We start from the raw sequence: 22,407 nt of genomic DNA, 5'->3' as shown, positions 1-22,407 counted from the left end.
ATGAGGACGCCGTGGGCGGACACCATCGACCAGGACGCCGTGCTGCAGGAGTACCCCAGGCCGCAGCTCGTCCGCGACAGCTATCTCAACCTCAACGGCCTGTGGGAGTACGCGATCACCGGCAGCTCCGCGCATCCCCGGGACTGGGACGGCGAGATCCTGGTGCCGTTCTCGCCGGAGGCCGCACTCTCCGGCGTCGGCAGGCAGCTTCTTCCAGGGCAGCACCTCTGGTACCGGCGCACCCTGCGCCTGCCGGACGGATTCGTCGACGACGCCAACGACGGTCGCGTGCTGCTGCACTTCGGCGCCGTCGACCAGGACTGCGTGGTCTATCTGGACGGCGAGCAGGTCGGCAGCCACTCCGGGGGCTTCCTGCCGTTCAGCCTCGAGTTCCCGCCCGCACTGGCGGACGGAGCGGAGCACGTGCTCACCGTCGACGTGGTCGACGTCAGCGACACCGGCCACCGCTCCCGCGGCAAGCAGGCCATCCGCCGTGGAGGGATCTGGTACACCGCCCAGTCCGGAATCTGGCAGACGGTGTGGCTCGAGGCCGTGCCGCGGCTGCACATCCAGCGCCTCGACCTCCGGCCGTTGCTCGCCGAGCGCACGGTCGAGATCGTCGTGGCAGGGAGCGAGGACGCCGAGGCGACGGTCGTGCTGAGCGCCGACGGGGAGCCGGTGGCGAGCGGCAGGGGCCGCACCGGCTCGCCGATCGCCCTGCGCATCGACGAGGTGCGCCCGTGGAGCCCGGAAGACCCGTACCTCTACGACATCGATGTGCGGCTCGGCGCCGACCGCGTGACCAGCTACGTCGGGATGCGGTCGGTGAGCGTCGAGCGCGACAGCGCGGGGCAGCCGCGCCTCCACCTCAACGGCCGCCCGTACTTCCACGCCGGTGTGCTCGACCAGGGATACTGGCCGGACGGTCTGCTGACCGCGCCATCCGACGAGGCGCTGATCCACGACATCCGCAGCATGAAGGAGCTCGGCTTCACGATGCTGCGCAAGCACATCAAGGTGGAGTCGCTGCGCTGGTACCACCACTGCGACAGGCTCGGGATGCTCGTCTGGCAGGACATGGTCAACGGCGGCCGCGCATACAACCCGGCCGTCATCACCGCCCCGGTGCTGCTTCCCGTGCGGCTGGACGACAGGCGGCACCGCGCGTTCGGCCGCCAGGACGCCGAGGGACGCGACGAGTTCCGCGCAGAGCTCGATCAGACCGTGCTGCTGCTGAAGAACGTCCCGAGCGTCGTGGTCTGGGTCCCGTTCAACGAGGGCTGGGGGCAGTTCGACGCGCTGGACGCCGTGCGGCGCATCCGATCGCTCGATCAGGACAGGGTGATCGACCACGCGAGCGGCTGGCACGATCAGGGCGGAGGCGACCTGCGCAGTCTGCACGTCTACTTCCGGCGCATCCGTCCCCGTCGCGGCTGGGGCACGGACGGCAGGGCCGTCGTCGTGTCCGAGTACGGCGGCTACAGCCTCCGGCTCTCCGGTCACGCGTTCAGCTCCCGAGAGTTCGGCTATCGCAAGCTCGCCTCGCGCGAGGCGTTCAGCGCGGCGTTCGCCGCACTGCACAGGGACGAGGTGCTTCCGGCCATCGGTGCCGGCCTGTCCGGGATCGTATACACCCAGCTCGCCGACGTGGAGGACGAGTTGAACGGCCTCCTCACCGCCGACCGCACGGTCGTCAAGGCCGACGCCGCCACCGTGCGCGCGGTCAACCGCGAGCTCGCCGAGCGGTTCGCGCTGGTCGCGCAGCCGCGCACACCGCACCAGGAAGGAGTCCGCGATGGGTCGCAGGATCGTCGAGCGTGAGCTCACGGAGGAGGTCGCCCTCTGCCTGCCGAGCGGACGACTGAATCCGGATGCGGTCGGCTGGAGCAGGACCCCGCTGCACGATACGTCCGGCATCGGCGGCCGCACGAGCTGGGGCAGGAACAAGCGCTGGGAGTACTGGGCGGTCACCACGCCGACCCACATCGTCTCGCTGACCGTCTCGTCGCTCGACTACGCCTCGGTGCACGGCATCATGATCCACGACATCCGGTCGGGCAGGACGGTCGAGCGCGGAGCCGTCGCGCCGCTGAGCGGGAGCGCGAAACTGGCGGCCCGTCTCGGCGCAGGGCCGGCGCGAGCGCGCACCCGATCGCTCTCGATCGACATCGACGAGAGCGCGGGCGGCACCCGGCTGCGCGGGCGGGCCGCCGGTGTCGCCTTCGACATCACCGCCGAGCGGCCGGACGGTCACGAGGTGCTCGCCGTGGTGGTCCCGTGGTCGCAGAAGCGGTTCCAGTACACGGTCAAGGACGTCGCCCGCCCCTCCGTCGGCTGGCTGGAGCTTGCCGGCGACCGCGTCGAGCTGCCGGTCGGCGAGAGCTGGGCCGTCCTTGACCACGGACGCGGGCGCTGGCCGTACCGGATGCAGTGGAACTGGGGAGCTGCGTCGGGAACCGTCGACGGTCGCACGATCGGCTTGCAGCTCGGCGGGAGGTGGACGGACGGCACGGGCTCGACCGAGAACGGCGTGCTGGTCGACGGAACGCTCCACAAGATCAGCGAAGAACTCGGCTGGGACTACGACGAGCGCGACTGGCTCGCCCCGTGGCACATCCACGGCGCGGGCGTCGACCTGACCTTCGTCCCGTTCTGGGATCACACCAGCTCGACGGAGCTGGTCGTCTTCGGCAGCCGCGGTCACCAGTGCTTCGGGCACTACTCCGGATGGGTCGACACCGAGGAGGGGCGCATCCGGGTGGATGCGCTGCTCGGCTGGGCGGAGGACGTCCGCAACCGCTGGTGAGCTCGGCCGGCACCGACCGCCGTCATCCGGCGAGCGCGTGCGACCTGGAGGGGAACGAGGTCGGCGCTTCCGCGAGCAGCGTGAAGACGGCGAGCTCGCCGACGACGCTGTGCAGCACCCAGGACCTGCTGTATGCGCCGGGGTAGTCGACCACGATCAGGTCGGGATGCGGGGCGTCGCCCTCCAGGTGCAGGATGCGCGCGGTGCCGGAGCCGGCAGGGCCGCTCAACCAGGCCGAGCATCCACCCCTGTCGTCGCCGGAGCGGGGAGGGGCGACGGCGAGCGCGCTCTCGCTCACGCGGAGCACAGCGGGAGTCTGGCGCGTGGTCTTCACTGACATGGTGCTGTCTCCGATCAAGGGATGTGCGGTTCGAAATGTGCGATTCGAGGGGGTGAGCGGGGCGCCGCATATCGGTACGGCGTCCCGCTCTGCTCCGGCTGCGTCAGTGGACCTCCGCAGTGGCGTCCGGAGCGGTCTGTGCCGGCCGGGTGGCCGGTGGTCTGGTCACCAGCGGCGTTCGACCTCTTCGACGTGGCCGAAGACGTTCGCGAACTCCACGACCTCGCCGGATTCCAGCGTGATCCTGCCCGCGTAGTGGCCGAAGCAGGTGTCGCCTCTGCTCTTCACGATCCACCGGTCGAACAGGTGCCTGGTGTGGTGCTCCGGGGTGAAGGTGACCTCGACGCCTGGGCCGGTGAGCGTCCACGGCCGCAGCCACTGGGTGGGGTCGTACCGCCAGTCGAGGTGCGAGCTGATCTTGTGCAGGCGGCCGTCGACGCGCAGCCAGTTCTCCGTGGAGGGGGTGCCGTCCGTCCACTTGCCGCCGAACTGCAGGCCGATCTCCCTGCCGTCTGCGCTCAGGCCGTTCCCAGCGCCCCAGTTCCAGAACGTGAAGTACGGCCAGCGGCCGCGCCCGCGGTCGTGCACCGCGTACGACTCGTCCGGTTCGATGCGGTGGGTGACGCCGTCGACGATCACCACCCCCTGCGCGCGCAGGCAGTTGTCCTTCTTCGTGTACTGGAACGCGCGTTCGCTCCACGGCACCACGACGCCCATCGACTCGTGATCCGGCTCGCCGATGATGCGCAGGTCCACCGAGATGCGCGGCGACTCCGCGTGCAGCACGGTGTTGACTCCGCGCGGCGTCATCCGGACGAGCACGTCTTTGCGGCTCGACTCCATCGGCTCGCGGTTGGTCTCGTCGCGCATCCCGCCGTGGCCGGGCAGCCAGGTGTTTCCGCCCTGCACGATCTCTCCGTACGTCGCTCTGTCGAGGTAAGTGACGGACACGTTCGCCCGGTAGTCGTGGTGCGAGATGTTCATCGTCACGATCGACGTCGGCGTGACGATCGACCAGTACTCGAAGCGCTTGTTGCGGCCCCACCCGGCGAGGCCGGTCCTGTGCAGCGCCGTGCGTGTCCAGCCGACCGCGGCAGGGTTGAGCTTTCCCGATGGGAGGCAGAGCTCCGTCGTCTCGGTGATCTCGCGCTCGGCGATGCGCTCGCCGCCCTGGGCGACCGGTTTGAGAGGTAGCCTCACTCGTTCTGGCCTTTCTGTGTGTGGATGGTCGGTGTGGGTCGCACGGGGCTCAGCCCTTGGTCGCGCCGTCCGCGAGGCCGCGGATCAGCCACTTCTGCACGAGCAGGGCGAGGATCACGACGGGCACGACGGTGAGCATCCCCGCTGCGGAGAGGGCGCCCCAGTTCGCGCCGTGCTCTGTGTCGCCCGCCATTCCGGCGATGGCGACGGGCAGGGTGGTCGCCTTGCGGTTGGTCAGCACCAGCGCGAAGAGCAGCTCCTCCCAGGCGAGGATGATGCTGAAGATGAAGGTGGAGACGAGCCCAGGCGCCGAGATCGGCACGATGATCCGGAAGAACGCGCCCATGCGGGAGCACCCGTCGATCATCGCCGACTCCTCCAGCTCCTTCGGCAGTGCGAGGAAGAAGCCCCGCATCAGCCACATCACGTAGGGGATGACGAACGAGCAGTACGCGAGGATCAGGGTGATGTGCGTGTCGGTGATCCCGAGTGTGCGGGCGACGAGGAACATCGGGACGGCGAGGGCGATCGGCGGCACGCCGCGGGAGGCGAGGATCAGCACGCCGATGGTGGCCGCGCCCTTGATCTTCAGCCGCGACAGCGCATAGCCGGCCATCGCTCCCGCGACCAGCGAGAGGATGCCCGCCCCGCCGGCGACGATGATCGTGTTGATCATCTTCGGGCCGAGTCCGCCCTGGATGAACGCCTGCACGTACTGGTTGAGCGTGGGGTCGAAGAAGAACGTCGGCGGTGTGGTGAAGATGTCGCGCTGCTGCTTGAACGAGGTGAGGAGCATCCAGACCAGCGGGAGCAGGAACAGGATGCAGATGATCACGCCCGACCAGATGCGCGCGCGTTCGCCGCGGCGGCGCCTGCCGGTCAGGGATGCGCGGGGTTCCTGCGCTGTGTCGGAGTCGCGGGTGCGCTCCCTGGCGGTGACGGTCACAGCCTGTCCTCCAATTTCTTGCTACCCAGAAGGAACACGAAGGTGAGGATCATCGTGATGACGAGCACGATCACCGCCATCGCCGACGACTCGCTGAACTTGAGCAATCGGAACGCCTGCTGGTAGATGAAGAGGTTGACGACGTTCGTCGCCTCCCCCGGTCCCCCGTTGGTGGTCGCGAGGATGATGTCGAACATCTTCACCGCGCCCAGCCAGCGCACCACGAACGTCGCGGCGATGATCGGCCCGAGCATGGGGAGGCTCACCGACCAGAGCGTCTGCCACCAGTTCGCCCCGTCCACTTTTGCCGCCTCGAACACGTCCTTCGGCAGGGCGAGCAGCGCGGCAGCCGCGATCAGCGCGACGAACGGCACGGACCGCCAGGTGTCGATGATGACGACGCTGATCATCGACATGCTCGCGCTGCCGAACCAGTCGATCGCCGGGATGCCGAACAGGCCGAGGAACCAGCCGACGACGCCCCAGAGCGGGTCGAGGATCATCTTCCAGATCCCGCCGGAGACCACAGGGGCCACGACCATCGGGATGAGGAAGAGGGCGCGGACGACGCCGCGCCCTCTCCACTCGGCGTTCATCAGGTAGGCGATCCCGAAACCGAGCACGATCTGCAGGGGAAGAGCGAGCACCAGGTAGATGCCGGTGACGACCAGGGAGTTCTGGAACGTCTCGTTCTTCAGCGCGGCCGTGTAGTTCTCGAGACCGACCCATTCCGTCGGTGAGAACGTCGCCAGGTCGAACTTCGAGAAGCTGATCTGCAGCGTGTAGAGCAATGGGTATGCGAGGACAGCGGCGAGGAGCACCGTTGCTGGGAGCATGAACGTCCATCTGCTGAAGATGTCCCGCGTCCGCGAGACGCGACGGGCGCGGTCCACACGCCGTCTCGTGAGTTCGACTGTCATGTTCCTTACTTCTTCAGCAGTTCATTGATCTGATCGGTGGCCTTCGCGAGCGCGTCCTTCGCGGACGTCTGTCCTTGGACGGCCGCACTCGTCTGGTCGGCGAGGATCTCCTGGATCGCGTTCGACTCCGGGCTGCGGGGCCGCCACATCTGACCCTTGTCCGCCACGTCGTACGCGCTCTGGATCGTCGTGAAGACCGGCCGAGGGTGTTGGTCGTCCAGACCTCGCCCTTCTTCGACGTCATCCACTGCAGGAAGGTCCAGGCGGCCTCCGGATGCGCGGAGTTCTTGAAGACCGAACCGCTCCAGATGCCGCGGTGCGTGCTCGCGCCGTCCGATCCTGCCGGCATCGTCTGGATGCCGACCTGGTCGGGCGTCAGCGTGGTGACGGCCGGGTCGACCGCTGCGCTCTTGTATGCGCTGCCCCAGGTGAAGATGGAGGCGACCTTGCCCTGGCGGAACGCATCCAGTGGCTCTGTGTAGTTGTAGTTCGTCGCTCCGGGAGGCGCGTACTTGAGCAGGTCGACCTGCGTCTGCAGTGCCGCGATGCCCGCCTTGGTGTCGAACGTCGGCTTCATGTCCTTGTCGAACAGCGCGCCGCCGTTGGAGTTGAGGACGGCCTGCCAGACCGGCGGAGAGAGTACCCCGCGCATCCAGGTGAGGCCGACGGCCCAGGAGTCGACCTTGCCGTCGCCGTCGGTGTCCTGCACCAGCGACGGGGCCTCCTTCAGGTACTGGTCCCAGGTGAGCTCAGGCGTGGGCTCTGCAAGACCTGCCTTGGCGTACAGGGCCTTGTTGTAGAACATCAGCAGCATGTTGGAGCGCAGCGGGACGCCGTACTGCTTGCCGTCCCACTCGCTGGATGCGAGCGGCGCCGCGTTGAAGTCGGCCCAGTCGTATCCCTTGTCCGTCCACTGCTTGGCGTCGTTCTTGAGGTCCATCAGCACACCGGCGTTGGCGAGCTGCGGCGTCCACGGGTCGTCCAGCGTGATCAGGTCGTACTGCGGGTCGGGGTCGGTGCCGTTCAGCAGCCCCTTGGCGAGCAGTTCCGTGTACGGGACGGCGTCGATGGTGACGTCGATGTACGGGAACTCCTTGTTGAACTCCGGGACCAGTTGGTCCTGCCACTGCTGGGCGAACGCGTCGTTCGACATCATCGTGATCTTCACGTGCTTCTTCGCCGTGCCGATGCCGCCGCCGTCGACCGCCGCGGGCTTGTCGCTCGATCCGGTGCCGGTGCACGCGGTGAGCGCGATCAGGCTGAGCGCTGCCGCGCCTGCGACCGCCAGCAACCGTTTCGGTCGCCGCTTGGTGCCTGCTGTCATACAGATCATCTCCTCGTCGTTGATTGGATGTTCGGGGTCGGGCTTCCGCGGTGCGCGTCGAGGAGGGGGTGCCTCTATGGCGCGTGCGATACGGGTTTCCGGCCGGAATGGTGATTGCCGGACAGCCTCCGCCTGGGGTCGTGCGGAGCTGCTCGCAGGGACACTCAAGCAGAGTTCGCAGAATATTGCAACGTGGAAATACACCGATAGGTCAACGTTGCAAGATTTGCCTTCACTACGATGTCACCGTGACCAGCATGGACGAGCAACCACCGGGGCGACGCACGGGAGCGCCGACGATCAAAGACGTCGCGGCTCTCGCGGGCGTCTCGTACCGCACGGTCTCGAACGTGGTCAACGGGCACAAATACATCAGCGAGGCGACGCGCACCAAGGTCGAGGCGGCCATCGCCGAGATCGGCTACCGGCCCCAGCTGGCGGCGCGGCAGCTCCGCAGCGGCAGGAGCAAGCTGCTCACGCTCTCTGTGCCGTTCGTCTCGCATCCGTACTTCGCCCAGCTCGCCCACGCCGTCGTGACGGAGGCTGAGCAGTTCGGCTACGACGTGGTGATCGACGAGACCAGGGGACTCCTGGAGCGGGAGCTTCGCGTGGCCGCGGGGTTCCGCACGATCCTCACCGACGGCATCCTGTTCAGCCCGCTGACGATCGACCTGGAGCGCTTCGAGGCCGAGCGGGGAGCGACGCCGCTGGTGCTGCTCGGCGAGCGGTTCCGCAGCACTCGGATCGACAGCGTGGTGGTCGACAACGTCCGGTCGAGCTACGACGCCACCCGGTGCCTGATCGAGAGCGGGCGGCGCACGCTCGGCTTCCTGGGAGACGTGAAGGTGGGAACGATCGGCGCCGCTCCCGCCGACCTGCGCATCCGGGGCTTCCAGAACGCACTGGACGAGGAGGGGCTGACGGCCGACCCCGCGCACATCGTCACGGTCTCGCGCTGGGATCAGTCGAGTCCGGACGGCGACTACTCGCGCGAAGAGGGCTACGAGCGCACCACGGAGCTGATCGAACGGATGGACGGGCTTGACGGGCTGGTCTGCGCGAACGACCTCCTCGCCATCGGTGCGCTCCGCGCGTTCCGCGAGGCGGGCATCCGCGTGCCGGACGACGTCGCGGTGGTCGGCTGGGACAACACGGCGGAGGCCGCGTTCTCCGCTCCGTCGCTCACGACCATCTCCCCCGACCTGCACGAGATCGCGCGGCTGGCGATCGTCGCGATGCTGCGACGCCTTGACGAGCCGGATGCCGAACCGCGCACCGATCACGCCCCGTACAGCCTGGTGAGACGCGAGTCGACGAGGTCGCCGCGCACGGACTGACAGATATTTCCACGTTGCAACACGACAAGGACGTCTGGTTGGATGCAGATATGACGCAGCACGATCGAGCCGCGCCCCTCGCGGGCATCCGGGTCGCCGACTTCACGCGCATCCTGGCCGGCCCGTACGCCACGATGATGCTCGCCGACTTCGGCGCGGACGTCATCAAGATCGAGAGCCCGCACGGCGACGACACCCGGCAGTGGCTGCCGCCGGTGGATGCGCAGGGCAGGTCGACCTACTTCGCCGGCGTGAACCGCAGCAAGCGGTCGATCGTCTGCGACCTCCGCACACCGGACGGCATCGCCACCGCGCGCCGCCTCGCGCACTCCGCCGACGTCGTCATCGAGAACTTCCTCCCCGGCACGATGGAGCGGTTCGGCCTGGACGACGCCGCCGTGCGCGCCGTCAACCCGGGCGTCGTCTACTGCTCGATCACCGGATTCGGCCAGGGTGTGAGCCTGCCGGGCTACGACCTGCTGGTGCAGGCGGTGGGCGGCCTGATGAGCGTGACGGGTGCACCGGACGGTCCGCCGACGAAGGCGGGCGTCGCGCTGGTGGACGTGCTCACCGGCCTGAACGCGTTCTCCGGCATCCTGCTGGCGCTGCGCACCAGGGAGGCGACCGGCCTCGGCGACCACCTCGACGTCGATCTGCTCGGCACCCTGCTCGCCGCACTGACCAACCAGGCGTCCAGCGCCATCGCCACCGGCGTCGACCCCGTGCGCCGCGGGAACGCGCACCCCAGCATCGCGCCGTACGAGGTCTTCGCCTGCCAGGACCGCGATCTCGTGATCGCCGTCGGCAACGACCGGCAGTTCGCCGCCCTCGCCGAGGCGCTCGGGCGTCCTGAGCTTGCCGCCGACGCGCGCTTCGTCAGCAACGCCACGCGGGTCGGCCACCGGGATGCGCTGCGGCGCGAACTCGAAGCGGTGCTCGCCACCGCGCCGGCCGAGCACTGGAAGCGGATCCTCGACGCCAGGGACGTCCCCGCCGGGCTGGTGAACACGATCACCGAGGCGATCGCGCTCGCGGAGAGCTTCGGCGCGCATCCCGTGCAGGAACTGACAGACGAGCTCGGGGCGGTGGACGCGCGCCAGCCGGCCAACCCCATCCATCTGGCCGGTTCTCCACCTCGGCGCGGCGTCACCGCTCCGGCTCTGGGCCAGCACGACGGCGCCGACTGGCTGCCCGTCCCGGCAGACCGGCGTCCCGCCTCCGCCGACCTCACCCTCACCGAACCCGCCCGCACCGACCACGCCCGCACCAACCTCGAGGATCACCGATGACCCCACTAGCCGACACTTTCGATCTCGCCCCGCTCCTCACCGCAGAGGAGCTCGGCTGGGCCGAGCGGGCGCGCAGCTTCGCCAGCGACCACCTCGCCCCCGTCGTCGACGAGGACTTCGAGAACCGGCACTTCCGGCGCGAGCTCCTTCCCGCGTTCGGCGCGGCCGGCTTCCTCGGGATGCACCTGCAGGACGACGGCTGCGCCGGCGCCGGCGCCGTCAGCTACGGCCTGGTCTGCCACGAGCTCGAAGCCGTCGACAGCGGCTGGCGCACCTTCGTCTCCGTGCAGGGATCGCTCGCGATGACGGCCATCTCCCGGTTCGGCTCCGCTGAGCAGAAGGCGCTGCTGCCCGCGATGGCTCGGGGAGAGCTGATCGGCTGCTTCGCGCTCACGGAGCCGCAGGGCGGGAGCGACCCCGCCGCGATGACGACGTTCGCGACCAGGGACGGCGACGACTGGCTGATCACCGGGCACAAGCGCTGGATCGGGCTGGCGGGCGTCGCCGATGTCGCCGTGGTCTGGGCGCGCACCGACGACGGGGTGCGCGGATTCCTGGTCGACACCGCATCCCCCGGCTTCACCGCCACCCTCATCGACAACAAGCTGTCGATGCGCACCTCCGTGCAGTACGCGGTCGACCTCGACGCCTGCCGCGTCCCCTCCTCCGCCCAGCTCCCGGACGCCATCGGCCTCTCCGCCCCGTTCACCTGCCTCAACGAGGCGCGCTTCGGCATCGTCTGGGGTGCGATGGGAGCCGCACGGAGCTGTCTGGAAGCGGCCATCGAGCGCTCCACCACGCGTCAGGTCTTCGGCGCCCCGATCGGTTCCAAGCAGCTCGTGCAGCAGCGGCTCGCCGACATGCTCGTCGAGTACGAGAAGGGGATGCTCCTCGCCCTCCACCTCGGACGACTCGAGGAACGCGGAGCGATCACGCCGGCGCAGCTCAGCGTCGGAAAGCTGAACAACGTCCGCGAGGCTCTCACGATCGCGCACTCCGCCCGCACGATCCTCGGCGGCGACGGCGTGACGGACGAGTTCCCCGTGATGCGGCACATGAACAACCTGGAGTCGGTCAGGACCTACGAGGGCACGGACGACATCCACACCCTCGTCATCGGCCGCTCGCTCACCGGGCTCTCGGCGTTCTGATGAGCGACACCGTCGTGCGGGCATCCGCTGTGGATGCGGTGGTCGGCCGCGCAGCCGGCTCAGGGTTCTCCTCGTCGTCGCTCTCCGACCGGATGCGCGCACTCACGGCTCTGGCCACCGCGCTGGAGGCTGCACGCGACGAGCTCGTCGCCATCGCGGCCGCCGAGACGCACCTCACGCCGGCACGGCTGTCCGGCGAGGTGACGCGCACCGCGAACCAGCTCCGCTTCTTCGCAGAGGTCGTCGGCGATGGCGGCTTTCTCGAGGCCGCGATCGACCACGCCGATCCGTCGACCACCCCGCCGCGCCCCGACCTCCGGCGGATGCTCCGCCCGCTCGGCGTCGTGGCCGTGTTCACCGCGTCCAACTTCCCGTTCGCCTTCTCCGTGCTCGGCAACGACACCGCCTCCGCTCTGGCCGCAGGGTGCCCTGTGGTGGTCAAGGCGCATCCGGGGCATCCACGGTTGTCCGAGCGGACCGCCGAGCTCGCCGCAGACGCCCTCGCGGCTGCCGGTGTGAGCGCCGACGCCATCGGACTGGTCGACGGCGTGGACGCGGGCGTCGAGCTGGTCAGGCACCCGCTGGTCGCCGCCGTCGCGTTCACCGGTTCGGAGCACGGAGGTCGCGCCCTGTTCGAGGTCGCGTCATCGCGTCCCGACCCCATCCCGTTCTACGGCGAGCTGGGCAGTATCAACCCCGTGGTCGTGACGGAGGCTGCGGCGAGCGAGGACGCCGCCGGACTCGCCGCAGGGCTGCTGGAGGTGGTGGCCAGGGATGCCGGCCAGTTCTGCACCAAGCCGGGGCTGGTCTTCGCGCCCGCGGACAGCGGTTTCGGACGGGCGGTGCACGACGCGCTCGCGGGAGCGGCCGCGCATCCCCTGCTGACCACCGGCATGACGCGCGCGTTCGAGCACCGCGTCGGCGACCTCTCCGCCCGCGGCGACGTCGCCGTGGCGCGCGCCGGCGGAGACGCTGACGGGCGACCGACCGTCGTCTCGGCGACCGTGGCCGCGTTCCTCGCAGACCCTGACGCGCTCATCGCCGAGTGCTTCGGCCCGCTCACCGCGATCGTGTCGTACGCGTCGGACGACGAGCTGCGGTCGGCGCTCGCACTCCTGCCGAACTCGCTCACCGCGACGATCCGGTCGGCGCAGGGCGAGGACGTCTCCGACCTCGCCGCGATCCTCGCTCCGCGGTGCGGCCGGCTGGTCTTCGGCGGCTGGCCGACCGGAGTCGCGACCGCGTGGGCGCAGCACCACGGCGGCGCGTGGCCGGCGACGACCGGCTCGCAGCACACCTCGGTCGGCGCCAGCTCGCTGCGCCGCTTCCTGACTCCCGTCGCGTACCAGAACGCCCCGGAGGCCGTGTTGCCGACCGCACTCCTCGACGCGAACCCGCTGCGCATCCCGCGTCGGGAGGACGGTCGGCTCGTGCTCGCTACGGATTCGTAGCGAGCACGACCTCCGCGACGTCGACCTTGCGCCCCTCTGTCAGGGAGAGGCTGAGGGCGTCGGCGGTGGCGATGGCCGCCCGTGCGGCGGTGCCGTCTGTGAGGGCGGCGAACTCGGGCTCCGGCTCGTTGCCGAGCAGCAGGCCGTGGAAATACGTCGTCTCCTCCTCGACGATGCCGGTGAGCCAGAGCGGAGGCACGGTGGACGGGTCGCCGTAACGGATCGCTCCGTCCGCGGCGCTCCCCGCGTATGTCTCCGCGCGCTGCGCATCCTCCTCCGCGGTGCGGTGCAGGAGGTGTGTGGTCTCCGTGCCGCCGATGCGCACGGTGACGCCTGGGTTCTTCAGGTCGATCATCACCGCGCCGAGAGTGCCCTGGATGAGCAGGTGGTGCTCCGGCCAGCGGAACGCCGAGCCGTATTCGAGCGTCGCGAACGTGTCGTTCCCGAATTCGAGCGTGATGAGCAGCATGTCGTCCTCGTCGCCGAACTCCTCGCCGCGGTGCGCGACGTTGCCACCCACCATCGTGACGGTCTGCGCCGCACCCATGATGAACTGCACCACGTCCAGCTCGTGGATGTGGTGGTACAGGTGCCCGCCGGAAAGCTCGCGCTTCTTCTTCCACGAGACGGAGGGCTTCGGCTCCTCCCAGCCGGTGCGCACCGCGCGGCAGAACAGCACCCTGCCGAGGGAGCCGTCCGCGATGAGTCGCTTGGCCAGGCGCACGCCCGCCATGAAGTTCATCACGTGACCTGCCATGAACAGCACGCCGGCCTCGGCTGCCGCATCCACCATTTCCGTGCATTCGCGGTACGACAGCGCGATGGGCTTCTCGCAGAAGATCGGCTTGCCCGCCCTCGCGGCGGCGACGACGGACGCGTGGTGCGCCCAGTTGGGAGAGGCGACGATGATCGCATCCACGTCGTCGCTCTGGCAGAGCTCCTCCGCCGACGCCGCGACCGTTGCGCCGAACTCGGTGGCGGCGGCGCCGGCGTGCTCGGGGTCGTGCACGACGGCGATGCGCGCGCCGGGGAGCTGGACGAACGCGCGCGCGAGGGCGAGCCCGAAGTAGCCTGCGCCGACGAGCCCGTAGCGGATCTCGCGCGTCTGAGGATCGGTGGATGCGGTGCTCGGGGCGGTGGCGGCGTTCGTCATATTAACAAGACGTTAGACATCAGACGTCCGACACGTCAAGCCGGCTTGCGCTTCCCGTGCCATTGTGTCTTTAATCTGCGTATGGATGCAGATAAGCCGATATGCGGACGACTCCCGGACAGCCAGTACGTCGAACTGGCTGTCGAGGTGTTCTCCATGCTCGCCGATGCGACGCGGGTGCGCATCGTCCTCGCCCTGAAGGATGCGGGCGAGCTGTCGGTCAACCACCTCGCCGACATCCTCGACAAGTCGCCGGCGGCCGTCTCCCAGCACCTCGCCAAGCTGCGACTGGCGCGCATCGTCGCCACCAGGCAGGACGGGCAGCGCGTGTTCTACCGACTGGGCAACGAGCACGCCGGCAGGCTGGTGACGGATGCGATCTTCCAGGCGGAGCACTCGCTCGGCGGCACACCGCGCCACCACCACGGCGAAGCCGAGCAGGAGGAAGCGTCGGCGTGAGCGCGGTGCACACCCACCACCACGACCACGGCCACGGCCACGACCACGACCACCCGACCGGCTTCCGCGGCTTCCTCTACGGCCTGTTCGTCCCCCACTCGCACGACGCCGCCGACTCCATCGACGATGCGCTCGAAGCGAGCACCGAAGGCGTCCGCGCCCTCAAGATCAGCCTCTTCGTGCTGCTCGGCACCACGATTCTGCAGGCGATCGTCGTCGCGTTCAGCGGTTCCGTCGCCCTCCTCGCCGACACCGTCCACAACTTCTCCGACGCCCTGACCGCCGTTCCGCTCTGGGTCGCGTTCGTGCTCGGCCGACGCGTCGCCTCCCGCCGGTACACCTACGGCTACGGCAGAGCGGAGGACCTCGCCGGGCTGTTCATCATCGCCGTCGTCGCGCTCTCCGCCGTCGTGGCAGCCTGGCAGTCGGTGGACAGGCTCATCCACCCGCATCCCCTGGCGAACCTCGGCTGGGTGATCGTCGCCGGCGTCATCGGCTTCGCCGGCAATGAGGCGGTGGCGATCTACCGCATCCGAGTGGGACGTCGCATCGGCTCCGCCGCCCTGGTCGCGGACGGCGTGCACGCCCGCATCGACGGCTTCACCTCGCTTGCGGTCGTGCTCGGCGCGGTCGGCGTGCTGCTCGGCTTCCCGCTTGCCGACCCGATCGTCGGCCTGGTCATCTCCGCGGCGATCGTCCTGCTGCTCATCGGCACCGTCCGCAGCATCGGCCGGCGCCTGCTCGACGGCATCGAGCCGGAGCTCGTCGACAGGCTCGAGCACGCGATCGAGGAGACGCCGGGGGTGGCCGCCGTCCCCCGCATCCAGTTGCGCTGGATCGGCCATCGCCTGCACGGGAGCGCCCAGCTCATCGTGGACGCGACCAGCCTGAGCGACGCCCAGCGGATCGCCGCCGCGGCGAGAGCTAACGCGCGCGCGCACCTGCCCAATCTCGACGGGCTGCAGCTGGAATTGGCGCCGGCGCCGAATCACTAGCGCAGGCCGCCTCGCGGAGTACTCTTGCCTCCTCGGGGAAGGGAGTGACGTCGGATGCGCCTGGCCTCAGCGAGACGATGGAGCGTCGCGCGCCGCGCCGGGATCGTCGCCGTCTGCGCGGTGATCGCCGCGGTGGCCCTGATCGTCGCTCCGTCGCGTGGACCGGCATCCACTGTCCGGGTGCTCGACACGCTCGCCCGCCTCGAGGGCGCAGCGCTGGACGCCTTCCTCACCGCGCACCCCGACAAACTGCTCGAACTCACCAACGCGGACGCGAAGCGTTTCCGCAGTGGCTGGTACGCGCTGCCCGCCTCCGAGAGACGGGGGCTGGAGCGGGTGATCCCCGCGTTCGTGGGGAACGCCGACGGACTGCCGTACGCGCTGCGCGACCGGGCCAACCGCCGCCAGCTCGCCACCGAGCTCGCGTCAGCAGAGCACGACGTGCGCAGCCACCCCGGAGACCGGGGCGCCGCCGTGCGCGCCAGCTCGTACGTGGCCATCCGCAACGCGCTGAGGTCGAGCGGGGGCGTCCGCCGCTACCTGGTCGAGTTCATCCCGAACGCGCAGCCGACCGCGGCGATCTCGGTCGGCGACCCCGACACCGCCGACGTCGTCACCTGGGCCGTGCCGGGGATGGGGACGTACACGACGGACATGCAGCTCTGGACGCTGGCCGCGCAGAACATCTGGAACGCGCAGGGCGAAGCCGGCGCATCGAAGGACCGTTCGGTGATCGCGTGGATGGGATACGCGGCGCCTCCCGTGGGAATCGACGCCGCGCTCGGGGACTACGCCGCGAACGGAGCTCCCCTGCTGATCGAGGCGATCAGGGGGCTGAGCGCCGCACGGTTCGGGCGCGTTCCGACGCTCAACGTCGTCGCGCACTCCTATGGAACGACGATGGCCGCCGACGCCCTCGCTGACGCCGACCTGGGGGTCACCGCCTTCGTGATGCTCGGGTCCGCCGGGATCGAGGAGCGCATCCCGACCGCCGGCGACCTGCACGCCCGTGCCGTCTACGCGGCGGAGGCTGCCTCGGACACCGAGGCCCGGCTCGGGCGGGCGAGCAGGTTCGACCCGCGAGCGCCCGGTTTCGGAGCCCGCGTGCTGCCCGCCGACGGCGACGCCAAGACGGGCCTGCTGCCGGTGACCGGCCACGCCCCCATCCTGCACTCCTCGTGGAACGACGACATCACCTCCACCGCGTGGACCAGGATCGCGCCTGAGCGGGTGCGGGCTGCGCTCTACCGTGACCACATGGCCCAGCACGGCTACCTGGATGCGGGAACGCAGTCGCTCGCCGAGGTGGCCGTCGCGACGACGGTGCCTCCCCTGTCCGTGCTGTACACGGTCGCAGCCAAGTGACGGCCGGCGTCAGGGATCGCCTCGGGTCCGGCGCCGCTCCTCGAAGTCCAGCAGCCGCTGCTGCGAGTCGGCATACGACGTCGCAGCCGGGACGGCGCGGCCGTCCCGCACCGCCGCGGCGACCTCCACGGCCGCATCGATCGCGACGCGATACGGGAGCGATCCCGTGCTGACCCTCCGCACCCCGAGGCCGCCGAGCTCGTGCAGCGTGAGACCGGGCACGACGAGCACGTTGAGCGGAAGCGGGATGGCGGAAGCGAGCTGTTCCAGCGTCGCCGGGTCCGTCGCGCCCGGCACGAAGATGCCGTCGGCCCCCGCATCCACGTAGGCCTTCGCCCTGTCGAGCACCGCGGGCACGGTGGCGTCCTGCCCGAACCAGTACGAGTCGATCCTGGCGTTCACGAACACCCCGGGCGCCGCGCCGCGGATCGCCGCGATCTTCGCCGCCGCGAGGCGCGGGTCGACAAGCCGCCCGTCGGCCGAGTCCTCGATGTTCACCCCGGCGACGCCGAGGCCCGCCACGAACGCGCCGACCTCGGCGGGGTCCTGGCTGTAGCCGTCCTCGATGTCGGCCGAGACCGGCACGGGCAGCGCGATCAGCGTCGTGACGAGCGCGACCGTCGCATCCCGGCTGGCCCCTCCCGCATCCGGTCGGCCCGTGGATGCGTTGACCCCGAAACTCGTCGTGCCGACGGCCGGAAAGCCCGCCGCGACGAACGCGAGCGCAGAGCCGACATCCCACGCATTCGGAAGCAACAGAGGCACATCGCCGTGGTGCAGTTCGGAAAACGTCATGGCACCCCTTTCCACGAGTGAGGCTACGCCTCGCGGGACTCTGGCGGGGCTCTGCCTGCAGCGAGGTGCGGGGGTATTGACGTTCCACTTGTTTTTTGCAAGTGTTAGGACTGTTCAGACACCACACCAACGCAAGGAGACCACCATGACCGGGATGTTCGTCAACCTGCCCGTGACCGACCTGGAGCGCGCGAAGGCGTTCTACGAGGCGATCGGGTTCCGCATCAACCCGCTGTTCACCGACCACAACGCCGCCTGCGTCGTCGTGGAGGAGGACCACAGCTACTTCATGATCCTGGTGCGCGACTACTTCCAGACCTTCACCGACCTGCCGATCGGCAACCCGGCAGAGGCCCCGTCCGTCTCCACGGCGATCTTCGTCGACAGCCGCGCAGACGTCGACAAGGCGGTCGAAGACGGGCTCGCCGCAGGAGGCTCAGAGGGTCGCCCCGCCGCGGACTACGGCTTCATGTACCAGCGCCAGCTCTCCGACCCGGACGGCAACCTCCTCGAGTTCGGCTGGATGGACCCCGTCGCCGCCAGCCAGGGCCCAGAGGCGTTCGCGAACCAGCAGCAGGCCTGAGGCCCGATGGCCGCACGCGACTACGGACAGTACTGCAGCGTCACCCGCGCTCTGGAGCTGATCGGCGAGCGCTGGGCACTGCTGATCGTCCGCGATCTGCTGGTCGGGCCGCGGCGCTACGGCGAACTGGCCGCCGGTCTTCCGCGCATCCCGAGCAACGTGCTCGCCGCACGGCTCAAGGAGCTGCAGGAGGCCGGGATCATCCGCCGTGCGCCGCGGTCGCGCATCATCGTCTACGAGCTGACGCCGTACGGCCGCGAGCTCGAACCGGTGGTGCTCGCCCTCGGCGCCTGGGGGTTCAAGGCGATGGGCGACCCGCGCGATGAGCAGATCGTGACGCCGGACTCGATGACCATCACGCTTCGCACCGCGTTCCGCCCTGCGGTGGCGGAGAGCCTGCCCGCCACGGGATACGCGGCCAGATTCGGCCAGGCCGAACTGCTCATCCGCGTCGACGGCTCCGCCCTGGATGTGCGTCGCGGGGACGGACCGGCCGACCTCGCCTTCGCGGCGGGGCCGGACATCCATCGCCTGATCTCGGGAGAGCTTCGCCCCGAGCTGGCCATCGCGACGGGCGTCGTCGAGGTGCTGCGCGGGCCGGGCGACCTCCTCGACCGCTTCGCGGACACGTTCCACCTGGCTGCCTGACCGGCCCTTGCCGCGAGCCCCTCCCGTCCGCGACGATGGACGGGTCAGAAGAGCGGACAGGGGGTGCGTGATCTCGAGCGAGCCGCGGCCGGACGATCCTTGGCCGCCCGACATGCGGATGACCATCGAGGACCGGCCGAGCGCGCTCCTGGAGCTGCTCTGAATCCGGGAGGCGCACGGATTGCAGCCGCACGGCGACGACCTGCCTCCGCTGCTCTCCGACCCGCCGGCCCTCGTCGTGGATGCGCAGGTCGACGCCGCGACACGCGTGGAGTGGGAGCGCGGGTGGCCGCAGCTCTGGCAGGACGCGCTCACCCACGCCGGCGCCGACCAGGATCCTGCGCTCTTCGACCGGCTGCTCCACACGGCGGACGGGTCGAGCGAGCGCGCTGAGCTTCTCCGCCAGGTGACAGGGCCGTACTGGAGCGACCTGTTCGGCACGACGGCGTCCGAGGGCGACGCCTCCAGCGGGTCGTACGGCGACTGGCTGGACCGAGGGACGGCCGCCTATCTCGCCGCCATGCCCACCAGCTACGAGGAGCAACCGGAGCGCCGCGACCTGCCGGCGCTCATCCCCGCCTGGCGGAGAGGGCTGACGAAGATCGTGGTCATTCCGTGCACGGGCGACGTCACCCGCACCGTGGGCGGGAACGCACTGCTGGTCACAGCGGGGACGCGCGCCGACAGCGGCCGGTACAGGAGGGCGCTCGGCGCGTTCGGCTGACGGGGGCCGACGCTCGCGCGAAGACGCCGCTCACGTCAACCCCGGTAGGCTTTCGGGAAGCTTGCAACTGGGGAGGCCGGATGGTGGATCGCACGGGAACGAACCTGCCCGCCGTCGGCGAGTACAACCAGACCGTCGTGCTCGACGCCATCCGCCGGAGGCCTGAGGGCATCACCCGATCCGAGCTGGCGTCGCTCACCGGCCTCAGCGGAATGACCGTCACCAAGGTGTGCCGACGACTGCTGGATGCGGGACTCGTCGATGAGCACGGCACCCGGATGAGCGGGCCCGGCAAACCTGCCGCCGTCGTCAAGCTGAATCCCGGCGGAGGGTTCGCCGTCGGCGTGCACATCGACCCGGCAGCCGTCACCTACGTGCTCGTCGACCTGTCCGGCACCGTCCGCGACCACTCGCGCACCGGCACCCCGACCGCCGGCGATCCGAGTGCCGTGATCACCGAAATGGCGGACGCGATCGAGGCGCTCATCGCGGGGTCGGCCGTCGACCGGTCGCGCATCCTCGGCATCGGGATCGCGTCGCCGGGGCCGATCAACGTCGAGGACGGCGTCGTCCTCAACCCGCCGATGATGCCCAACTGGCATCGCGTCGCCCTCCGGCGATCGCTCTCGGAGGCTACTGGACTGCCGGTGCTGCTCGAGAAGGACGCCACCGCCGCCGTCGTCGCCGAGCTGTGGTTCGCCGAGCCAGGCAGCAGCAGGGACTTCGCGTTCATGTACTACGGCACCGGCCTCGGCACCGGCCTGTCCGTGTCCGGCGAGGTCGTGCGCGGCATCAGCTCGAACGCGGGCGACGCCGGGCACATCACCGTCGACCCCGACGGCCCGATCTGCACCTGCGGGCGCCGAGGCTGCGTCGGTTACATCACCGTGCCGCGCGCCCTCGTGGAGCGGGCGGTTCTGGACGGCGTCCTCTCCGCCGGCGAGGCGGGCAACCCGGACGACATGGACGACGTGGATGCGGCGTTCACCCGGCTGGCCACCCTCGCCTCAACGGGAAACAGGGACGCAGAGACGATCCTGACCGACGCCGCCCGTTCGCTGGCACGCGCCGTCGTGGTGATCGTCAACCTTCTCGACATCGACGAGGTCATCTTCGGCGGCCCGTTCTGGGCCCGCATCTCGCCGACCATCCTGGCCGCGCTTCCGGATGCGGTGCGCTCCGATCCCGCGCTGATCCCCCCGCATCCCCTGCGGTTCGCGCAGTCGGCGATCCCCGTGGACGTGGCGGCGGTGGGAGCGGCGACCCTGGTGCTCGACAACACGTTCTCTCCTCGTCCTTCCGCGCTACTGCTGGCAGCCGACTGAGTCCAGGATGTTTGTCCTCACATAGTGTTGCGGGCAATTAGAAAATATGATTTGCTAATTCCTGCCGCGGCGATCGGCTCTCGATCCACCCGCCGGTGATACCCGTCCATTCCAACCCGAAGGCACTCTCCGAACCCCCGTGCCCGAGGGGTCAATGTCGACCCGTCCAGCGGTGCCGCTGGACGTTTTCTGGAAGGAAAACATGAGCAACACAGTCAGGCGCATCCGCTTCGCGGGTGCCGTCGTCGCGGCGGCGGCCAGCATCGCCGTCCTCGCCGCGTGCTCGTCCCCCGCACCGTCCGGTGACGCATCAGCCGCCTCCTGCGAGCCGGCGAAGGGCAAGGTCACCATCCAGTACTGGAACACGGTTCCCGGCATGGACCAGGTGGTCGCACTCTGGAACAAGAAGAACCCGGACATCCAGGTCCAGACCAAGAACATCTCCAACGACCAGTACGGCACGCTCGGCAACGCGCTCAAGGCAGGCAAGGCGCCAGAGCTCGCGCAGATCGGCTACGACGAACTGCCCGACCTGCGCACGCAGGACGCCTTCGTCGACGTCTCGGCGTGCAAGGCGGCCGTGGACGCGAAAGACAAGTTCGTGCCGTGGACCTGGTCGCAGGCGAGCTTCGGCGGCACCGGCGTCTTCGCCTTCCCGCAGGACACCGGCCCGATGGCGCTCTACGTCCGCAGCGACATCTTCAGCCAGCACGGCCTCGCGGTCCCCACGACATGGGACGAGTACGCGGCCGACGCGCAGAAGCTGCACGCGGCGGACCCGAACCTCAGCATCACGTTCTTCGACCCGAACAACGCCGAGTGGTTCAACGGCCTGCTCTGGCAGAACAGCGCCGACATGTACAAGTACTCCGGCGACAAGTGGCACGTGACGGTCGAGTCGGACAAGAGCAAGCAGGTCGCCGACTACTGGCAGAAGCTCATCGACGCCAAGCTCGTCCGCACCGACCTCGCCAACGGGTCCACCCCGATGTACGCCGCGTACCAGCAGAACCAGGTCGCCAGCTACGTCGGCGCGGCCTGGGGCTACAGCATGTTCCGCGACAACCTGCCCGACCAGGCAGGCAAGTGGTCGATCGTGCCCATGCCGACCTGGGGGTCGAGCCCCGCATCCGGTGACTGGGGCGGCTCGACCGTCGCGTTCATGAAGGGCAACACGCACCTCTACGAGTCGGTGAAGTTCAACGAGTGGCTGAACTCCGACCCCGAGGCGCTCGCCCTCGAGAACAAGCTCGGCGGCCTCTACCCGGCAGCCGTCGCCGGTTCGAAGCTCCCTGCACTGTCCGAAGGCGTCCCGTACTACAACAACGAGAAGATCTTCGACGTGTTCGCCGACTCCTCGAAGAACATCGACACCAGCTTCACCTGGGGGCCGACCCAGAAGACCGTGAACCTGGCACTGCAGGACGCGATGGCCAAGGCCGCCGCGGGCAGCGGCACGCTGAACGACGCGCTCGCCGCCGCCCAGGCCGCAGCCCTCAAGTCCATGAAGGACCAGGCGATCCCGGCTGTGGCGGGCAACTGAACATCGCATGACTGACATCGCAACCCGCGCGACCCGCGTGGTGGCAGCATCAG

The 22,407-nt window shown here is 69.4% G+C and carries 21 protein-coding genes; 14 read left to right on the top strand and 7 right to left on the bottom strand.

Translation table 11 applies throughout. The annotated features are described in order from the left end of the window. Entirely contained in the window at positions 1-1,821 is a 1,821-nt protein-coding gene (locus ACIRCZ_RS15790; RefSeq protein WP_402855089.1) for a glycoside hydrolase family 2 protein, read from the top strand. Continuing rightward, a complete protein-coding gene (locus tag ACIRCZ_RS15785; RefSeq protein ID WP_402854694.1) occupies positions 1,796-2,806 on the top strand; it encodes a DUF2804 domain-containing protein in 1,011 nt (336 codons plus the stop codon). Before ACIRCZ_RS15790 ends, ACIRCZ_RS15785 begins: the two co-directional genes overlap by 26 nt. Before the next feature lie 22 nt (positions 2,807-2,828). Here the strand turns inward: ACIRCZ_RS15785 and ACIRCZ_RS15780 are convergent, their stop codons facing one another. From ACIRCZ_RS15780 to ACIRCZ_RS15760, 5 genes are all read right to left on the bottom strand, one after another. Next, positions 2,829-3,146 (bottom strand): hypothetical protein, encoded by a 318-nt coding sequence (locus ACIRCZ_RS15780; protein WP_157480292.1) that lies wholly within the window; start codon positions 3,144-3,146, stop codon positions 2,829-2,831. A gap of 165 nt (positions 3,147-3,311) precedes the next feature. Next, entirely contained in the window at positions 3,312-4,346 is a 1,035-nt protein-coding gene (locus ACIRCZ_RS15775; RefSeq protein ID WP_055894536.1) for a DUF2804 domain-containing protein, read from the bottom strand. 49 nt (positions 4,347-4,395) lie between these two features. Next, positions 4,396-5,292: a carbohydrate ABC transporter permease gene (locus tag ACIRCZ_RS15770; protein ID WP_402854691.1), complete on the bottom strand. Its 897-nt coding sequence runs from the start codon at positions 5,290-5,292 to the stop codon at positions 4,396-4,398. Beyond that, a complete protein-coding gene (locus ACIRCZ_RS15765; RefSeq protein WP_200949610.1) occupies positions 5,289-6,212 on the bottom strand; it encodes a carbohydrate ABC transporter permease in 924 nt (307 codons plus the stop codon). The genes ACIRCZ_RS15770 and ACIRCZ_RS15765 overlap by 4 nt, the downstream gene beginning before the upstream one ends. 13 nt (positions 6,213-6,225) lie before the next feature. Next, the gene (locus ACIRCZ_RS15760) at positions 6,226-7,536 is read right to left on the bottom strand and encodes an ABC transporter substrate-binding protein (protein WP_402854689.1); all 1,311 of its coding nucleotides are present in this window, start codon (positions 7,534-7,536) and stop codon (positions 6,226-6,228) included. A gap of 257 nt (positions 7,537-7,793) precedes the next feature. Here ACIRCZ_RS15760 and ACIRCZ_RS15755 point away from each other — a divergent pair, with 257 nt between their 5' ends. From ACIRCZ_RS15755 to ACIRCZ_RS15740, 4 genes are read left to right on the top strand one after another with little or no spacing between them, the layout of a single operon-like run. Beyond that, entirely contained in the window at positions 7,794-8,873 is a 1,080-nt protein-coding gene (locus tag ACIRCZ_RS15755; RefSeq protein ID WP_402855086.1) for a LacI family DNA-binding transcriptional regulator, read from the top strand. A 50-nt stretch (positions 8,874-8,923) separates the two neighbouring features. Further along, positions 8,924-10,162, top strand: a complete 1,239-nt coding sequence (locus ACIRCZ_RS15750; RefSeq protein ID WP_402854687.1) for a CaiB/BaiF CoA transferase family protein — start codon at positions 8,924-8,926, stop codon at positions 10,160-10,162. After that, the gene (locus ACIRCZ_RS15745) at positions 10,159-11,313 is read left to right on the top strand and encodes an acyl-CoA dehydrogenase family protein (RefSeq protein WP_055894528.1); all 1,155 of its coding nucleotides are present in this window, start codon (positions 10,159-10,161) and stop codon (positions 11,311-11,313) included. The genes ACIRCZ_RS15750 and ACIRCZ_RS15745 overlap by 4 nt, the downstream gene beginning before the upstream one ends. Next, a complete protein-coding gene (locus ACIRCZ_RS15740; protein ID WP_402854684.1) occupies positions 11,313-12,764 on the top strand; it encodes an aldehyde dehydrogenase family protein in 1,452 nt (483 codons plus the stop codon). Before ACIRCZ_RS15745 ends, ACIRCZ_RS15740 begins: the two co-directional genes overlap by 1 nt. Here ACIRCZ_RS15740 and ACIRCZ_RS15735 read toward each other — a convergent pair. Continuing rightward, positions 12,751-13,917, bottom strand: a complete 1,167-nt coding sequence (locus ACIRCZ_RS15735; RefSeq protein WP_402854682.1) for a Gfo/Idh/MocA family protein — start codon at positions 13,915-13,917, stop codon at positions 12,751-12,753. The two genes, ACIRCZ_RS15740 and ACIRCZ_RS15735, sit on opposite strands and share 14 nt — an antisense overlap. A gap of 81 nt (positions 13,918-13,998) precedes the next feature. Here ACIRCZ_RS15735 and ACIRCZ_RS15730 point away from each other — a divergent pair, with 81 nt between their 5' ends. Genes ACIRCZ_RS15730 through ACIRCZ_RS15720 form a run of 3 tightly spaced genes read left to right on the top strand, consistent with a single transcriptional unit; the run spans position 13,999 to position 16,736 of the window. Further along, complete coding sequence (locus ACIRCZ_RS15730) at positions 13,999-14,376, top strand: metalloregulator ArsR/SmtB family transcription factor (RefSeq protein ID WP_055894521.1); 378 nt, start codon at positions 13,999-14,001, stop codon at positions 14,374-14,376. Further along, on the top strand, positions 14,373-15,371 hold the full coding sequence (locus ACIRCZ_RS15725; RefSeq protein WP_402854679.1) for a cation diffusion facilitator family transporter: 999 nt from the start codon (positions 14,373-14,375) through the stop codon (positions 15,369-15,371). The genes ACIRCZ_RS15730 and ACIRCZ_RS15725 overlap by 4 nt, the downstream gene beginning before the upstream one ends. 54 nt (positions 15,372-15,425) lie before the next feature. After that, a complete protein-coding gene (locus ACIRCZ_RS15720; protein WP_402854677.1) occupies positions 15,426-16,736 on the top strand; it encodes an alpha/beta hydrolase in 1,311 nt (436 codons plus the stop codon). Between the two features lie 9 nt (positions 16,737-16,745). Here ACIRCZ_RS15720 and ACIRCZ_RS15715 read toward each other — a convergent pair whose 3' ends face one another. Beyond that, positions 16,746-17,531 (bottom strand): isocitrate lyase/phosphoenolpyruvate mutase family protein, encoded by a 786-nt coding sequence (locus ACIRCZ_RS15715; protein WP_402854675.1) that lies wholly within the window; start codon positions 17,529-17,531, stop codon positions 16,746-16,748. Between the two features lie 145 nt (positions 17,532-17,676). Here ACIRCZ_RS15715 and ACIRCZ_RS15710 point away from each other — a divergent pair, with 145 nt between their 5' ends. The 5 genes from ACIRCZ_RS15710 to ACIRCZ_RS15690 all read left to right on the top strand — a co-directional run bounded on the left by ACIRCZ_RS15710 (position 17,677) and on the right by ACIRCZ_RS15690 (position 22,354). Then, positions 17,677-18,114 (top strand): VOC family protein, encoded by a 438-nt coding sequence (locus ACIRCZ_RS15710; protein ID WP_402854673.1) that lies wholly within the window; start codon positions 17,677-17,679, stop codon positions 18,112-18,114. Between the two features lie 6 nt (positions 18,115-18,120). Next, entirely contained in the window at positions 18,121-18,762 is a 642-nt protein-coding gene (locus ACIRCZ_RS15705) for a helix-turn-helix domain-containing protein (protein ID WP_055894508.1), read from the top strand. Between the two features lie 181 nt (positions 18,763-18,943). After that, positions 18,944-19,486 (top strand): hypothetical protein, encoded by a 543-nt coding sequence (locus ACIRCZ_RS15700; protein WP_402854671.1) that lies wholly within the window; start codon positions 18,944-18,946, stop codon positions 19,484-19,486. Between the two features lie 80 nt (positions 19,487-19,566). Further along, positions 19,567-20,811 carry an ROK family protein gene (locus tag ACIRCZ_RS15695; RefSeq protein ID WP_402854669.1) on the top strand — a complete coding sequence of 415 codons (1,245 nt, stop codon included), beginning with the start codon at positions 19,567-19,569 and terminating at the stop codon, positions 20,809-20,811. Positions 20,812-21,013: 202 nt separating this feature from the next. After that, positions 21,014-22,354, top strand: coding sequence for an ABC transporter substrate-binding protein (locus ACIRCZ_RS15690; protein WP_402854667.1), 1,341 nt, complete (start codon positions 21,014-21,016; stop codon positions 22,352-22,354). Positions 22,355-22,407 lie beyond the last annotated feature (53 nt).

It is taken from the genome of Leifsonia sp. NPDC102414, assembly GCF_044765685.1.
In the GTDB taxonomy this organism is placed as follows: domain Bacteria; phylum Actinomycetota; class Actinomycetes; order Actinomycetales; family Microbacteriaceae; genus Leifsonia.
This window is presented reverse-complemented; position numbering and strand designations above follow the sequence as displayed.